Raw genomic sequence first — 14,616 nt, 5'->3', positions numbered from 1 at the left:
CCTGAGCGAAGTCGAAGGCCACGCTCCTCGCCCGGCCGCAAGCGCATCCCGTGCACTTCGACTTCGCTCAGTGCGAACCGAGGAAGGACCAGGTCCAAGCGGACGCTGAACCCTCAGAAACTATAAAAACACGAAAGTGGGGAGCTTCTGTTGCCCGGTGCTCCCCGTACCGCTGGATTCCCCTTCTGTTGCCCGGTGGGGTCCGACCGCGCTATTTTGGTGTAATGTCAGGCCGTGAGGCCCTCAATTACGCCGCAATCGCGAGTGCTTCGTTATCGTTGGCACTTGTGAGTATGGGCCGTTGCGGTGGTCCCATTCCGAACGAAAACAGCGCTTTTCAACACACGTCGATCCTGGTTCGGCCCCGTCAGAAACGGTGTCCAGATACACCACCTTTTATGGTGGAGCCGCCGGGTACTGCCCCCGGGTCCGCTGCGTCTATTACTCGCCGCAGTTTATCGTCATAGCCGGGTGAAACCCGGCACGGACGGATATAGGAAGCCAAAGGACTTTACGCAAATGCCTTTCGCTCGCCCCATTTTGGGTCCATGGAGGCGCGCATGTTGACCCAGCGGTCCCGTTATGCGTTGCGCGCGATGCTGTTCCTGGCGGAGATGCCTGTCGCAGGGCCGCCGACCTCGATGACGCGAATCGCGACCGAGGCGAATGTGCCGCGCAAGTTCCTGGAGCTGATCCTCGCCGATCTGAAGGGCGCGCAATTGCTCGACAGCCAGCGGGGCAAGATGGGCGGCTATCGCCTCGCCCGGCCCGCGCACCTGATCTCGCTGGGCGACATCATCCGTACGATCGAGGGGCCCCTGGCGCTGGTCCCCTGTGTCAGCCGCACCGCCTATCGCCCCTGCAACGACTGCAAGAGCGAGGCCGACTGCGCCATCCGCCACGCGATGATGCGGGTGCGTGACGAGACGGCGCGTATCCTGGACGGCACCAGCCTCGCCGACGCCACCGCCAAGAAGCTGGCGGCGGCGTAACTCCCTTACCTCATCCAACTCCGCGCCACCCCGGCGAAGGCCGGGGTCCAGTTGCGGTTAAGGATGACGTGCCTCCCACGCAACATCATGGCGCGCCACGATCTTGGTGGCATCTGGGCCCCGGCCTTCGCCGGGGTGATTCAGGAAATTCAATCAAGAACGCCGCGCGCGCAGTTCGTCGCGAATCTCGCGGAGCAGCGCGATATCGGTCGGCTCGGCCTTGGGCTCCGCCGCCGCCTGCGCCTTTTCCTTCTCGAACAGCGTCGTCGCGCGGTTCACGGTGCGGACCAGCAGGAAGATGATGAAGGCGACGATGACGAAGTTCACCGCCTGCGTCACGAACGCACCATATCCCAGCAGCGGGACCCCCGCCTTCTTCAGAGCCGCATAGTCGCTCAGCGACCCCGCATAATTGGCCGGGATCGTCCCCATGCGCAGGAAATAGCTGGAGAAATCCAGCCCGCCGAAGATCTTGCCGATCACCGGCATCAACACATCGTCGGTCAGCGAAGTGACGATCTTGCTGAACGCCGCCCCGATGATGACCGCCACCGCCAGGTCCAGCACATTGCCCCGCGCGATGAAGGCCCGAAATTCCTTGAGCATCGCCAACTCCCTCTATCCGATGAAGTTTATGCTATCGTCGCTTTACCCCTTCGCCAAGCTGCCACGGCGTCTTATATAGCCCACACAGTTGACGGAGGAATATTCGAATGCGTCGTCCCGTTCTTGCCCTGACCCCGGTCGTGATGGCCGTCGCTTTGTCCGGCTGCGGCATGAACAGCGTGCCCACGGCGGAGGAAAATGCGAAGGCGAAATGGGCCGATGTCCAGGCCGCCTATCAGCGCCGCGCCAACCTGATCCCCAATCTGGAGGCGACCGTGAAGGGCGCCGCCGCCTCGGAAAAGTCGATCCTGACCGAGGTGATCAACGCGCGCGCCAAGGCGACCTCGGTACAGGTCAGCGCCGATGATATTTCCGACCCCGCCAAGATGCAGCAATTCGCGCAGGCCCAGGGCCAGCTCAGCGGATCGCTCGGCCGGCTGCTCGCCAATGTCGAGGCCTATCCGAACCTGAAGAGCCAGGATAATTTCCAGACCTTCATGAGCCAGATCGAAGGCACCGAGAACCGCATCACCATCGCGATCCGCGACTATAACGCGGCGGTGAAGGACTATAACACCCGCATCCGCACCTTCCCCGACGCGATCGGGGCGAAGGTCTTCTACGGCGCCAAGCCGATCACCCCCTATCAGGCGACCACGCCGGGGGCCGAGAATGCGCCCAAGGTGAATTTCGGCAGCTGATCGATCACCCATGACCCGGTTGCTCCGCCCATTTCTCGGGCTCTGGCTGATCCTCTGCGCCATGCCGGTCATGGCGCAGACCTTTCCCAAGCTCGACGGGCTGGTCGTCGATGCGGCAAACAAGATCGACCCCGCGACCAAGGCACAGCTCGAGCAGAAGCTGGAGGCCCTGCAAAAGGATACCGGCCGCCAGTTGGTTGTCGCGACCATCCCCGACCTGCAAGGCTATCCGCTGGAGGATTATGGCTATCGGCTGGGGCGGGCTTGGGGCGTCGGCCTGAAGGATGCGGACAATGGCGCGATCCTGTTCGTCGCGCCCAATGAGGGCAAGGGCCAGCGCGGCCCCCGGCTGGAGGTCGGGCGCGGACTGGAGCCGATCCTGACCGACGCCTGGTCGTCGCAGATGATCCGCACCCTGATGCTTCCCCGCCTGCGCGAGTCGGGCGATATTTCGGGTGCGCTGAACGCAGGCGCGGACGCGGTCATCGCGCAGCTTCGTGCCTCGCCCGAGGAAGCCCAGGCCAAGGTCGCCGAGGCCGCCAAGCAGTTCGACCGCCAGCATCGGCGCGGCGGCGGCGATGCCAACGGTTTTCCGATCCTCATCGTGCTGGTGGTGTTCGTCGGTGCCTTCGTGGTCCTGGCCTTGGTTCGCCGCAAACAGGGCCAGCGCTTCCACGATGATGACGACGACGATCGCGGTGGCGGAGGCCGTCGCGGTGGGGGCGGCGGCTGGCCGATCATCCTCTGGGGCCCCGGTTGGGGCAGCGGCGGCGGATCGGGCGGCGGCTGGAGTTCGGGCGGTGGATCGTCCGGCGGGGGCAGCGACGGATCGTGGTTCGGCGGCGGCTTTACCGGCGGCGGCGGCGGCGATTTCGGGGGCGGCGGCGCTTCGGGGGATTGGTGAGATGTTGAGCGATACCGATAGCGATCTGGTCACCGCCGCCGTCGCGCGGGCGGAGGCGAGCACCGACGCGGAGATCGTCACCATCGTCGCGCCCCGCTCGGACGAGTATCGCGACGTCGCGCTCTGCTATGGCGCAGGCGCGATGCTGCTGGTGCCCTTGTTCGCGGCGCTCTTCCCCGGTCTGGGGTTGAAGCTGCTGGCGCTGGTCCATGACGGCTGGAGCGCGCCCGGCGAGGATTTGATCCTCGGCGTGCTGATGATCGCCCAGATCCTGGTCTTTGCATTGGTCGTGGCGATCCTCGGCCCGGTGAAGCGCCGCATCGCGCTCGTCCCCAAGAGCATCCGCCATGCTCGCGTCCGGGCGCGCGCGGTGTTGTTGTTCCGCGTCTCGGCCGAGCGGCGGACCGACAGCCGCTATGGGGTGCTACTCTACCTCTCGCATGACGAGCATATGGCGGAGATCGTCGCGGACTCCGGTCTCACCGGCAAGGTCGGGCCGGAGACCTGGGGCCGGGCGATGGCGGTGATGCTGCCCCATGTCGCGGATGCGCGCGTCGGCGAGGGGATCGGCGCGGCGGTCGAGCGGATCGGGCTTGTGCTGGCCGAGCATTTCCCCAAGACGGCGGCCGACACCAACGAACTGCCGGACAGACCCATTTCGCTATGACCGATTCCCGCATGGACGCCCCCCTCGAAACCCTGGCCGAGGGGCGTTTCCTGGCGCTGCGCAAGCGTGGCACCTGGGAATATGCCGACCGACCGCGCGACATCCGCGCCGCCGTGATCCTGGCGATCGACGACGGCCATATCCTGCTGGTCGAGCAGTTCCGCATTCCGCTGGGCGCTTTCTGCCTGGAAATGCCCGCCGGGCTGATCGGCGACGAGACCGAGGGCGAGGCGGTGCTCGACGGTGCGGCGCGTGAGCTGGAGGAGGAAACCGGCTATCGCCCGTCGCGGATCGAAGCGTTGGGCGAATTCTGTTCGTCACCGGGCATGACGTCGGAGCGGTTCACCTTGGTTCGCGCGACCGGGCTGGTGAAGGTCGGCGAAGGCGGCGGCGATTCGGACGAGCAGATCACCGTCCACCGGGTGAAGCTGTCGGATGTCCCCGCCTTCATCGCCGAGCGCCGTGCGGCGGGCGTGGCGGTCGATGCCAAGATGCTGTTGCTGCTGGGTGGCGGCATCCTGGGGCTTTGATTTCGCGCGAAGCCGCGACGACGCGAAGAGAAGACATTTTGTTCGCGCGGAGGCGCGGAGAACGCGGAGGGGTCTGGCTTGCGGCAGCAAAATCCCTCTTCAACGACCGATGATGACAGGATGGCGGCGCCGCTGGACACGACATCTCCGCGCCTCCGCGTCTCCGCGCGAATTTCATTCGGAAATCTTCGCGGCATCGCGGCTTTGCGCGAACAAGAAGAGCTGGACCCCGACCTTCGCCGGGGTGGTCCCCCAGTATAAAGGGCGAAAGCACCGCTCAGTAGAAATTGTCGGCGTAGCTTTGCAGCCTCAACGTCTTCTGCGGCGAACGTCGTGCGGCGGGCGGGCGGTGGATAACAAGATGCTGTTGCTGCTGCGCGGCGACATCCTGGTCCTTTGAGTTCGCGCGAAGCCGCGATGACACGAAGAGAAGAGTTGTTCGCGCGGAGGCGCGGAGGACGCGGAGGTGTCTGGCTCGCGGCAGCGAAATCTCGCTTCAACGACCTATGATGACAGACATGCGGCGCGGCTGGATCAGACATCTCTGCGCCCTCCGCGCCTCTGCGCGAAATTCATTTCCGGTTCTTTGCGCCATCGTGGCTTCGCGCGAACAAAAGAAACCGGACCCCGGCCTTCGCCGGGGTGTCCCCTATTATAAAGGGTGAAAGCGCCGCTTAGCGGAAATTGTCGGCGTAGCTTTGCAGCTTCAGCGTCTTCTGCGGCGTCGGCACGATATGGTGGTCGAGCCCCTCGCGCTGGCAATAGGCGATCGCCTCTTCCAGCGTTGCGAAGGTCAGGCGGACCTGCTCCCGCGTGTCGCCGCTCCCGGCCCAGCCGGTCAGGGGATCGGGCTGTTTCGCCTCGGTGGGTTCGAATTCGAGTTGCCAGCGATCGGTCCGGTACTTGCCGGATTGCATCGCGTTCTTGGGGCGCTGGAAGATGCGAGCGGTGGCCATAATCATAGTCCCTTATCGCGAACCGGCGGCTCTTGCATCCGCCTTTTTCGTACGCAGCGTCGCGGAGGCCGCCGCAGGGTCGTCCGGCCAGGGATGGCGGGGGTAGCGACCGCGCATTTCCTTGGCGACCGCGCCCCAGCTTCCCGCCCAGAAACCGGGCAGGTCGCGCGTCGTCTGGATCGGCCGACCGGCGGGCGAGGTGAGGCTGAGGACCAGGGGCACGCGCTCCGTGCCGATCACCGGATGCTCCGCCAGCCCGAACAGCGCCTGTACGCGCAGTTCGACACGCGGACCGCCTTCGGCCGCATAATCAATCGCATGACTGCTGCCCGCCGGACTGGTGAAGTGCGACGGCGCCATCGAATCGATCCGCCTCTGGTCGTTCCAGTCGACCAGATTGCGAATCGTCTCGGTCAGCGCACCGGGCGCGATGGCATCCAGCCGCCTTTTGCCCGCGACCAAGGCAGGCAACCAGTCGTCCAGCCGTTCGATCAGCGTTTCGTCGTCCAGCGCCACCCCGGCATAAGCGGCGCGCGCCCGGTAAGCCCCTGCCCCGTCGCTCCAGGGGAGCAGCGACAGGCCGTGCGCCCGCACCCCCTCGACCAGCGCTTCCGCGATCGCCTCGGCCGAGGCACCCGAATCGGGGCCGCTCGACAGGCGAAGCCCGCCCAGCCGCCGTTCGCGCAGTGCCTCGACCCCGCCGGTCGTGGGGTTAAAGGTGACGGTCCGCCGCGTCTCGATCCGCTCCGCGAACAGCGCCTCCACGGTGGCGAGGTCGAGCGGCGCGGCGGAGAGGATTCGCGCGCCCGAGGCGGCCCCCTGCGTCTCACCCACCGCCAGCCATTCCGAACCCGCCAGTGCCGAGGCGGGATCGAGCCGGAATCCCCTGCCCCCGACGCTCGCCCAATTCTCGCCGGTCGAATCGCGTCGTCGCGCCACCCGGTCGGGATAGGCGAGCGCCAGGCACACGCCCGCCGGATGATCCCATGCCTCCTGCTCGACCGGCTTGGGGGCCAGGCTCGCCCAACGTTTCGCCATCTGGCGCGCCGCCTCGGCCTTGGGACCACGCTCGGTTCGCCAGCGACGCAGGCGCTGCTCCAAGTCGACATCCTGCCCGCCGATGCCCCGCTCGCCGAGCAGCACCGCGACCTCGGCGGCGGTCGAGGCCAGCCCCCGCTCGCCGCTGCGGATCAGCATATGCGCCAGGCGCGGCGGCATCGGCAGCCGGGCGATCGCCTTGCCATGCGCGGTCGGGCGGCCGGTCTCGTCCAGCGCCTCCAGCACGGTGAGGCGTGCCCGCGCTTCGTTGACGGCGGCCTCGGGCGGCGGATCGAGCCAGGGCAGCGCACGCGGATCGCTGACGCCCCACAGCGCGGTGCCGAGCAGCAGCGCCGACAGGTCGGCCTCCAATATCTCGGGCGGGTCGAAGCGCGGCAGGCCCGCCGTCGCCGCCTCTTCCCACAACCGGTATGCGACGCCCGGCGACTGGCGCGCGGCGCGGCCCGCGCGCTGGGTGACGGCGGCCTGGCTGGCGCGCTCGGTGACCAGCCGAGTCATACCCGCCGCGCGGTCATAGCGAGGGCGGCGGGCAAGGCCCGAATCCACTACGATCCGCACGCCGTCGAGCGTCAGGCTGGTCTCCGCGATCGAGGTGGCCAGCACGATTCGCCGCCGCCCCTCCGGGTCACGCCGAATCGCCGCGCGCTGCGCCGCCGGGTCGAGCGAGCCATGGAGTTCGTGGATCGCGATGCTGTCGGGCAGGGTCGCCAGCCGCTCGGCGGTGCGTGCGATCTCGGCGGTGCCGGGCAGGAAGGCGAGGATGTCGCCCTCCGCTTCCTCCTGTAACGCGCGGCGGATGGCGGAGGCGACGGAGTCCTCGATTCGTGCCTCGGCGGCACGACCAAGATGGCGCAGGGTCAGCGGATGGCTCCGCCCCTCGCTCTCGATGACGGGGGCGTCGCCCATCAGGCTGGAAAAGCGGCGGCCGTCGAGCGTCGCCGACATGGCGACCAGCCGCAGGTCGGGCCGCAGCCCGGCTTGCGCATCGAGCGCCAGCGCCAGGCCGAAATCGCCGTCCAGGCTGCGCTCATGTACTTCGTCGAACAGCACCGCCGAGACGCCCGCCAGTTCGGGGTCCGCCTGGATACGCGCGACGAAGATGCCTTCGGTGACGACGGTCACACGGGTCGCGCCGCTGACCTTGGTATCCATGCGGGTGGCATAACCGAAGGTGCGGCCGACCGGCTCCTCGGCGAGCGCGGCCATCCGCTCGGCGGCAGCGCGGGCGGCGAGGCGGCGGGGGGAGAGCAGCAGGACTTCGCCGGTGCACCAGGGCTGGTCGAGCAAGGCTGGGGCAACCGCCGTGGTCTTGCCCGCGCCGGGAGGGGCGACGAGGACGGCATTGGGGGCGTTCGCGAGCGCAGCCAGCAGATCGGGCAGGACGGCGGTGACGGGCAGGGTCATGCGGCTTGCGATAGGGGGTTTGGGGGGCGGGGTGAAGAACCCGTGCCCGTGCCCCCCCCACCTCCGTTCGGGCTGAGCGTAGTCGAAGCCCACGCCCCGCCATTCGCCAAGATGTCAGGTTTTCCCTTGGCCTTCGACTTCGCTCAGGCTGAACGGAGGGAGGGGGTGCCTTCTGGCCAAGCGGTTCCCCGGCGAAGGCCGGAGCCCAGGCGCCACCAGACCCGTGGCACGCTATACGAAACGGGGGAGATAACCGCCCCGCGCCTTCGATCATTCACTGCAACTGGGCCCCGGCCTTCGCCGGGGTCAAAGGAGGCTCAGTACGCCCGCGCCACCGCGAACTCGACCGCTTCGATCATCGCCGCCTTTGCCGGACCATCGGCGAAGCCCCGGATCGCCTCGATCGCCAGACCGCCATAATGCCGCGCGCGCGCCATGGTGTCGTCGACCGCGCGGCTCTTGCGGACCAGCGCGATGGCGTGGGCGAAGTCCTCATCCGACGTCCGCCGCCCCTCGACCGCGTCCTTCCAAAATGCGCGTTCCTCGTCACTCGCCCGCGCATAGGCCAGGATCACCGGCAGGGTCATCTTGCCCTCGCGGAAATCGTCGCCCGCATCCTTGCCCATGGTCCCCGCATCGGAAACATAGTCGATCGCATCGTCGATCAGCTGGAAGGCGATGCCCAGGTTGCGGCCATAAGCCTCCAGCGCCAGCTCCTCCGCCTCGGGCCGCTCGGCGACGACCGCGGCGATTCGGCAGGCGGCGGCGAACAAAGCCGCGGTCTTGGCATCGATGATCGAGAGATAGCGTTCCTCAGGCAAACCTACCTGTCGCACGGCGGTCAGCTGGTTCACCTCGCCCTCGGCGATCACCGCCGACGCGCCCGACAGGATGTTCAGCACCTTCAGGCTGCCCGCATCGACCATCAACTGGAAGGAGCGGCTGAACAGGAAGTCGCCGACCAGCACGCTGGCGGGATTGCCCCAGATGATGTTGGCGGTCCGCCGCCCACGCCGCAGATCCGATCCGTCGACGACATCGTCGTGCAGCAAGGTGGCGGTGTGGATGAACTCGACCGCCGCCGCCAGGACATGATGGCTGGCGCCCTGATATCCCAGAAGCTGCGCGCTGGCTAACGTCAGCATCGGGCGCATCCGCTTGCCGCCGCCCGAGATCAGGTGGCCGGCCAGTTGCGGGATCAGCGGAATCTCCGACCGCATCCGGTCGATGATCACCTGGTTCACGGCGTTCATGTCGTCGGCCACCAGCCGGATCATCGGGTCCAGCGAGGGCGCAGGCTTGGCGAGGCGGGTGGCGGTTACGGTCATGGGCAGATAAGAGCCTCTGGCGACAACGCTTGCCGAACGCAAGTCTAAGCGCGAAAGGACAGCCGCGAAATTGCGCGGAGCCCTGCGCGCCAGAGGGAGACACGTCCACCATGTCCGACACCGTGCTGACCGGCTATCGCCAGTCGATCGACAATATCGACGCCGCGCTCGTCTTCATGCTGGCCGAACGGTTCAAGGTCACCCAGGCGGTCGGCGAATATAAGGCGAAGAACGGCCTGCCCCCCGCCGATCCGGGCCGGGAAGAGTCGCAGATCGCCCGGCTTCGCCAACTGGCCTCGGACGCCCAGCTCGACCCGGAATTTTCCGAGAAATTCCTGCGCTTCATCATCGACGAGGTGATCCGCCACCACGAACGCCTGCGCGGCTGACATGGCCTTTCTTCTGGCGATCGAGGGCGCGGACGGCGCGGGAAAGGCGACCGCGACGGCGGCGGTGACCGAGCGGTTGAACGCCGCCGGGCTGTCGGCGGCGGCGTTGTCCTTTCCACGTTATGGCGACACGATCGGCGGCTGGGCGCTGGGCGAGTATCTGGCCGGTCGCCTGCCCCATGCCGCCGCGCCCGAAACGGCGGCGACGCTCTATGCGCTCGACCGATTCGAATCGCGCCCGCATCTGGTCGAACTGGCGGCGGCACACGACGTCATCGTATTCGACCGCTATATCGCGTCGAACATGGCCTATCAGGCCGCCCAGGTGCCGCCCGACCAGGCCGAAGCCCTGCTGCAATGGATCGAGCGGCTGGAGACGGTCCAGTTCCGCCTGCCGGCGCCCCATTTGTCGGTCTATCTCGACACGCCGCTGGAGGTGGCGCGCGACCTGATCGCCCGCAAGCGCAAGCGGAGCTACACCGACGACACCTATGACGCCTATGAGGCCGATCTGGGGCTTCAGGCGCGGGTGCGGGCCAATTATGTCGCGATGGCGGACGGCGCGATGCTGGGCGAATGGGCGACGGTGTCGACCGTGGCGCATGGCGCGTTGCGCGATCCGGCGGAGATCGCCGACGAGATCACCGCGCTGGTGACGGAGCGGTTAGGGTAGTTTCCTTTATTTCGCGCGAAGGCGCGATGCCGCGAAGAGAAAGAGGATGGTTCGCGCGGAGGCGCGGAGAACGCGGAGGTGTCGTACCCTGCGGGCAACGCATCCCTTCTTCCGCCAGCGACCGACGAAGGAGGACTGCGGGCTATCGCGCGCGGGACATCTCAGCGTCCTTCGCGCCTCCGCGCGAAATCAACATCTTCGCGCCATCGCGGCTTCGCGTGAACCAAAAATCCGGGCGACGACAACAGCCCTCAATTCGACGCGCGGATAGTCCCCGCCAGCGGAGCGAAGCGGGCGACCTGCTGGCCGACCAGCCGCAACTGCCCCTCCACCGTCGCATCGCCGATCTGGCCGGATTCATCGAACCGCGTCTGCTGGGTGTTCACCGCCGCAGCAAAAGGCGTCGGCCAGCCGCGCAGGGCGTGGACGATCGAGCGGAGCGCGGCGATGGTCGACCCCGTCGCCTGCCAGCCATAGGCGGTGGCGATCAGCCCGACGGGCAGGTCGGCGAGATAGGGTCGGTCGTCCTTCGCCGTTTCCTCCAGCAGATCGAGCGCGTTCTTCACCAGCCCGGAAATGCTGCCATGATAGCCGGGGCTGGCGATGATGACAGCGGAGGCCTGCCGCACCGTTTGGACAAAGGTCCGCTCGGCCTCGGTCCGCGTCGCGGCGCGGGGATTGTAGAGCGGCAGGCGCGCCAGGTCCTCGCCGCCGAAGACATGGGTGCGGAACCCTTCGTCGGCAGCCGCAGTCATCGCGATTCGCAGCGCGCGTTCGGTCGAGGAGACGCTGCCGATCGTGCCACCGATACCGACGACAAGCGGAGAAGAGGAAGGACTGGCCATGCCCGCCTTTCACCCCGGACGCGCGACAGGGGCAAGCCCTAAGTTCATCCGTCCGGAGCGGCCCACGAGCCGTGCCACGGCTTCAAGGCTTGGCTCCGACGGTCAGTCCCACCAGAAATACCACCAGTCCGATTCCATCAGGCCGGCCGCCAGCGAGGAGATCGAACCCGCTCCCTGGTCGATGATGTCGGGGCAATATCCATACATGTCGCGCGCCAGCGCCACGGCCTCGGCCCGGTCGCGCGGGCGGGTGCGGACGCGGATATCCATCGTGTCGCCGTTGACCGCGACGAGCTCCGCCCCGTAGCGCCGGTTCCAGTCGCGCAACGCCGCGACATGATATTCCGGCGGGGGACAGGCATTCCAATTGCCCCAGCGCAGATAGGCCGGGGCTTCCCAGCCATGACCGGCGGGCAGCAGCAGGATATGCACCCGGTCATGCGGCGCGCCGGTCATCAGGTCGTTGGCGATGCTCGGCCCGACATCGGGGGCATAGTCCCCTACCAGCGTGGGCCAATCGCCGAGCGGCGCGCGAAGGTCTTCGGGACGATAGGCGCCCGACCATTTCTGAAGGTCCGCGGGAAAGCGAATAGCCTCCGCCGCCGCCAAGATTTGCGCGGGCGGGCGCGGCGTACTGCCTGGCACGCCGCCGAATATCGTGGGATCGTCGGTCGTGAACTGGTCGGCGATCCGCTCCAGATCCTCGTCGCTGCCGATCACCACCGGCCAGCCACGCCCCGACGCCTTCAGCCGCTCCCACTCCGCCAGCGCATCCTTGCCGGGCACGGTGACACGCTCATAGGTCAGGGCCGCCATCATCCGCTTGTGCATGGCCTCATAGCGGGCCCGCTGTTCCGGGGTCAGATGGGATAGGTCCTTCACCGCCCGTTCTCCCGCAATCGACCGTGCCGCCGCGAACAGGCCGCTCGCGCCCAATCCCCCGATCAGTCCCCCGATCATCCATCGTCGCGTCGGCCTCATGCACAGGAGTTTGGCACGGGTTCGTTACGATCCGCAATCCGTTCGATCGCGACATTCGGGGCTGGCACACCCTCTCCGCCGGGCTAGAAGGGAAATCGATAGCATAAGAAGAGGACCGGACGGGGCATGACGAAACACCTTCCCTGGATCGCGCTGGCGATCGTCGGAGCGGGCGCGCTGGGCGTGGTCGCGACGGTGCGGGGCGAGCCGATCAACGCGCTATGGATCGTGGCCGCCGCCGTCTCGGTCTATCTGATCGCCTATCGTTATTATGCGCTGTTCATCGCGCGGGTGATCGGCATCGACCCCAGCCGCCCCACTCCCGCCATCCGTCGCGCCGACGGGCTGGACTATGTCGCGACCGACCGGACGGTGCTGTTCGGCCATCACTTCGCCGCCATCGCGGGCGCGGGTCCGTTGGTGGGTCCGGTGCTGGCGGCGCAGATGGGCTATCTGCCCGGGACCTTGTGGATTCTGGCGGGCGTGGTGCTGGCAGGGGCGGTGCAGGATTTCCTCGTCCTGTTCCTGTCGATGCGGCGCGACGGGCGTTCGCTGGGCGAGTTGATCCGCATGGAGATGGGCCCCGTGGCGGGCACCATCGCGCTGTTCGGCGCCTTCATGATCATGGTCATCATCCTGGCGGTGCTGGCTCTGATCGTCGTGCGGGCGCTGGCCGAAAGCCCCTGGGGCCTGTTCACCGTGGCGGCGACCGTGCCGCTCGCCATGCTGATGGGCGGCTATACCCGCTGGGTGCGGCCGGGGAAGATCGGCGAGGTGTCGATCATCGGCTTCATCGGCCTGATTCTCGCCATCGTCTATGGCCAGTCGATCGCCGAATCGGCGACGCTGGCGCCGCTGTTCACCTTCACGCCGGTGCAACTCTGCTTCCTGCTGATCGGGTACGGCGCGGTCGCCTCGGTCCTGCCGGTGTGGCTGCTGCTGGCGCCGCGCGACTATCTGTCGACCTTCCTAAAGATCGGCGCGATCGTGGCGCTGGCGATCGGCATCGTCATCATGGCGCCGCCGCTCAAGATGCCCGCCCTCACCAAGTTCATCGACGGCAGCGGGCCGGTCTGGGCGGGACCGCTCTTCCCCTTCCTGTTCATCACTATCGCGTGCGGCGCGGTGTCGGGCTTCCATGCCCTCATCGCCAGCGGCACCACGCCGAAGCTGATCGCCAGCGAGAAGGACGCGCCCTTCATCGGTTACGGCGCGATGTTGATGGAAAGCGCGGTGGCGATCATGGCGCTGGTCGCCGCCTCGATCCTTGATCCGGGCGTCTATTTCGCGATGAACGCGCCTGCCGCCGTGCTGGGCACCGATCCCGCCAGCGCCGCCGCCGCCGTCACCGCGATGGGCTTCCCCATCTCGCCCGAGACGCTCACGCAGGTCGCCAAGGATGTGGGCGAGCATACCATTATCAGCCGCGCAGGGGGCGCGCCTACATTGGCCGTGGCGATGGCGGAAATCTTCAGCCACCTGTTCGGCGGACAGGCGATGAAGGCCTTCTGGTATCACTTCGCCATCCTGTTCGAGGCGCTGTTCATCCTGACCGCCGTCGATGCGGGCACGCGCGCAGGCAGGTTCATGCTTCAGGACCTGATCGGGCTGGTCGTCCCCAGCTTCCGCGGATCGAGCAAGGTCGCGCCCGGCCTGATCGCGACCGGCCTGTGCGTCGCGGCCTGGGGCTTCTTCCTCTATCAGGGCGTTACCGATCCGCTGGGCGGGGTGAACACGCTGTGGCCGCTGTTCGGCATCTCCAACCAGATGCTGGCGGCCGTGGCGCTGATGCTGTCGACCGTCGTGCTGTTCCGCATGAAGAAGGACCGCTTCGCTTGGATCACGGTGGTGCCGACCGTCTGGCTGCTCGCCTGTACGCTGACCGCCGGGTGGCTGAAGATCTTCTCCGCCGATCCGCGCGTCGGCTTCCTGGCCCATGCCGACAAGTTCGCGGACGCCGCGGCATCGGGCAAGCTGCTGCCGCCCGCCAAGACCATGGCGGAGATGGGGCGGATCGTGTTCAACGACCGGATCGACGCGGGGCTGTGCGCGATCTTCCTGGGCGTGGTGCTGGCGATCCTGGTCTATGCGGTGCGCACCTGCCTGATCGCACGTCGGATCGACCGGCCGAGCGTGACCGAGGTTCCGCCCGAACCGGTGGCCGCCGAATGAGCTGGCTCGCCCGCCTGCGCGAGATCGGCAACGCCCTGGTCGGGATGCCCAGCTATGAGGCCTATGTGGCGCACATGGCGGCCAGGCATCCCGACCGGGAGCCGATGGACGAGGTGACCTTCTTCCGCGAGCGGCAACAGGCGCGGTACGGGGGGAAGAATGGTGGGCGGTGCTGTTGATTGTTCGCGCGAAGACGCGATGACACGAAGAAGGTGGGTTCGCGCGGAGACGCGGAGGCGCGGAGAGACGAAGAAGAGGCCTACACCCCTTCCCTCCGTTCAGCCGGAGCGTAGTCGAAGGCCATGGGATGACACCCGCCAAGCGATCAGGAGTGTCTAACGTTTGATGGTTCAAGCCTGCGGCTTGAGGACCTTGGGCGATGCTTGCCCTTGGCCTTCGACTACGCTCA

At 67.1% G+C, this 14,616-nt stretch carries 15 protein-coding genes and 1 other RNA gene; 9 read left to right on the top strand and 7 right to left on the bottom strand.

Features of this window, described 5'->3' with window-relative positions; all coding sequences use genetic code 11:
• Positions 1-135 precede the first annotated feature (135 nt).
• Positions 136-523: a transfer-messenger RNA gene (ssrA, locus tag OXQ33_RS07335) on the bottom strand.
• A gap of 37 nt (positions 524-560) precedes the next feature.
• On the opposite strand from ssrA, the gene OXQ33_RS07330 reads away from it, so the two are divergent.
• The gene (locus OXQ33_RS07330; RefSeq protein WP_267434036.1) at positions 561-992 is read left to right on the top strand and encodes an Rrf2 family transcriptional regulator; all 432 of its coding nucleotides are present in this window, start codon (positions 561-563) and stop codon (positions 990-992) included.
• 153 nt (positions 993-1,145) lie between these two features.
• Here OXQ33_RS07330 and mscL read toward each other — a convergent pair whose 3' ends face one another.
• Positions 1,146-1,598 (bottom strand): large conductance mechanosensitive channel protein MscL, encoded by a 453-nt coding sequence (mscL, locus tag OXQ33_RS07325; protein ID WP_267434035.1) that lies wholly within the window; start codon positions 1,596-1,598, stop codon positions 1,146-1,148.
• A 107-nt stretch (positions 1,599-1,705) separates the two neighbouring features.
• Here mscL and OXQ33_RS07320 point away from each other — a divergent pair, with 107 nt between their 5' ends.
• From OXQ33_RS07320 to OXQ33_RS07305, 4 genes are read left to right on the top strand one after another with little or no spacing between them, the layout of a single operon-like run.
• Positions 1,706-2,299 carry a LemA family protein gene (locus OXQ33_RS07320; protein WP_267434034.1) on the top strand — a complete coding sequence of 198 codons (594 nt, stop codon included), beginning with the start codon at positions 1,706-1,708 and terminating at the stop codon, positions 2,297-2,299.
• 10 nt (positions 2,300-2,309) lie between these two features.
• Positions 2,310-3,203 (top strand): TPM domain-containing protein, encoded by an 894-nt coding sequence (locus OXQ33_RS07315; RefSeq protein ID WP_267434033.1) that lies wholly within the window; start codon positions 2,310-2,312, stop codon positions 3,201-3,203.
• Between the two features lies 1 nt (position 3,204).
• A complete protein-coding gene (locus OXQ33_RS07310) occupies positions 3,205-3,870 on the top strand; it encodes a hypothetical protein (RefSeq protein WP_267434032.1) in 666 nt (221 codons plus the stop codon).
• A gap of 11 nt (positions 3,871-3,881) precedes the next feature.
• Positions 3,882-4,400 (top strand): NUDIX hydrolase, encoded by a 519-nt coding sequence (locus OXQ33_RS07305; RefSeq protein ID WP_267434031.1) that lies wholly within the window; start codon positions 3,882-3,884, stop codon positions 4,398-4,400.
• Positions 4,401-5,074: 674 nt separating this feature from the next.
• Here the strand turns inward: OXQ33_RS07305 and OXQ33_RS07300 are convergent.
• The 3 genes from OXQ33_RS07300 to OXQ33_RS07290 all read right to left on the bottom strand — a co-directional run bounded on the left by OXQ33_RS07300 (position 5,075) and on the right by OXQ33_RS07290 (position 9,147).
• Positions 5,075-5,356, bottom strand: a complete 282-nt coding sequence (locus OXQ33_RS07300; protein ID WP_267434030.1) for an ETC complex I subunit — start codon at positions 5,354-5,356, stop codon at positions 5,075-5,077.
• 12 nt (positions 5,357-5,368) lie between these two features.
• Positions 5,369-7,819, bottom strand: coding sequence for an ATP-dependent helicase HrpB (gene hrpB, locus OXQ33_RS07295; RefSeq protein ID WP_267434029.1), 2,451 nt, complete (start codon positions 7,817-7,819; stop codon positions 5,369-5,371).
• Positions 7,820-8,136: 317 nt separating this feature from the next.
• Positions 8,137-9,147: a polyprenyl synthetase family protein gene (locus OXQ33_RS07290; protein WP_267434028.1), complete on the bottom strand. Its 1,011-nt coding sequence runs from the start codon at positions 9,145-9,147 to the stop codon at positions 8,137-8,139.
• Positions 9,148-9,257: 110 nt separating this feature from the next.
• Here OXQ33_RS07290 and OXQ33_RS07285 point away from each other — a divergent pair, with 110 nt between their 5' ends.
• Together OXQ33_RS07285 and OXQ33_RS07280 are read left to right on the top strand one after the other, a co-directional pair.
• Positions 9,258-9,536: a chorismate mutase gene (locus OXQ33_RS07285; protein ID WP_267434027.1), complete on the top strand. Its 279-nt coding sequence runs from the start codon at positions 9,258-9,260 to the stop codon at positions 9,534-9,536.
• A 1-nt stretch (position 9,537) separates the two neighbouring features.
• The gene (locus tag OXQ33_RS07280; RefSeq protein ID WP_267434026.1) at positions 9,538-10,209 is read left to right on the top strand and encodes a thymidylate kinase; all 672 of its coding nucleotides are present in this window, start codon (positions 9,538-9,540) and stop codon (positions 10,207-10,209) included.
• A 251-nt stretch (positions 10,210-10,460) separates the two neighbouring features.
• Here the strand turns inward: OXQ33_RS07280 and OXQ33_RS07275 are convergent, their stop codons facing one another.
• Entirely contained in the window at positions 10,461-11,054 is a 594-nt protein-coding gene (locus OXQ33_RS07275; RefSeq protein WP_267434025.1) for an NADPH-dependent FMN reductase, read from the bottom strand.
• Positions 11,055-11,156: 102 nt separating this feature from the next.
• Positions 11,157-12,014, bottom strand: coding sequence for a DUF4253 domain-containing protein (locus tag OXQ33_RS07270; RefSeq protein WP_267434024.1), 858 nt, complete (start codon positions 12,012-12,014; stop codon positions 11,157-11,159).
• Between the two features lie 147 nt (positions 12,015-12,161).
• On the opposite strand from OXQ33_RS07270, the gene OXQ33_RS07265 reads away from it, so the two are divergent.
• Positions 12,162-14,207 carry a carbon starvation CstA family protein gene (locus tag OXQ33_RS07265; RefSeq protein WP_267434023.1) on the top strand — a complete coding sequence of 682 codons (2,046 nt, stop codon included), beginning with the start codon at positions 12,162-12,164 and terminating at the stop codon, positions 14,205-14,207.
• On the top strand, positions 14,204-14,386 hold the full coding sequence (locus tag OXQ33_RS07260; protein WP_267434022.1) for a YbdD/YjiX family protein: 183 nt from the start codon (positions 14,204-14,206) through the stop codon (positions 14,384-14,386). The genes OXQ33_RS07265 and OXQ33_RS07260 overlap by 4 nt, the downstream gene beginning before the upstream one ends.
• The last annotated feature ends 230 nt before the right edge of the window (positions 14,387-14,616 follow it).

This window comes from Sphingomonas sp. GM_Shp_1, from assembly GCF_026540895.1.
Lineage (GTDB): Bacteria > Pseudomonadota > Alphaproteobacteria > Sphingomonadales > Sphingomonadaceae > Sphingomonas.
This window is presented reverse-complemented; position numbering and strand designations above follow the sequence as displayed.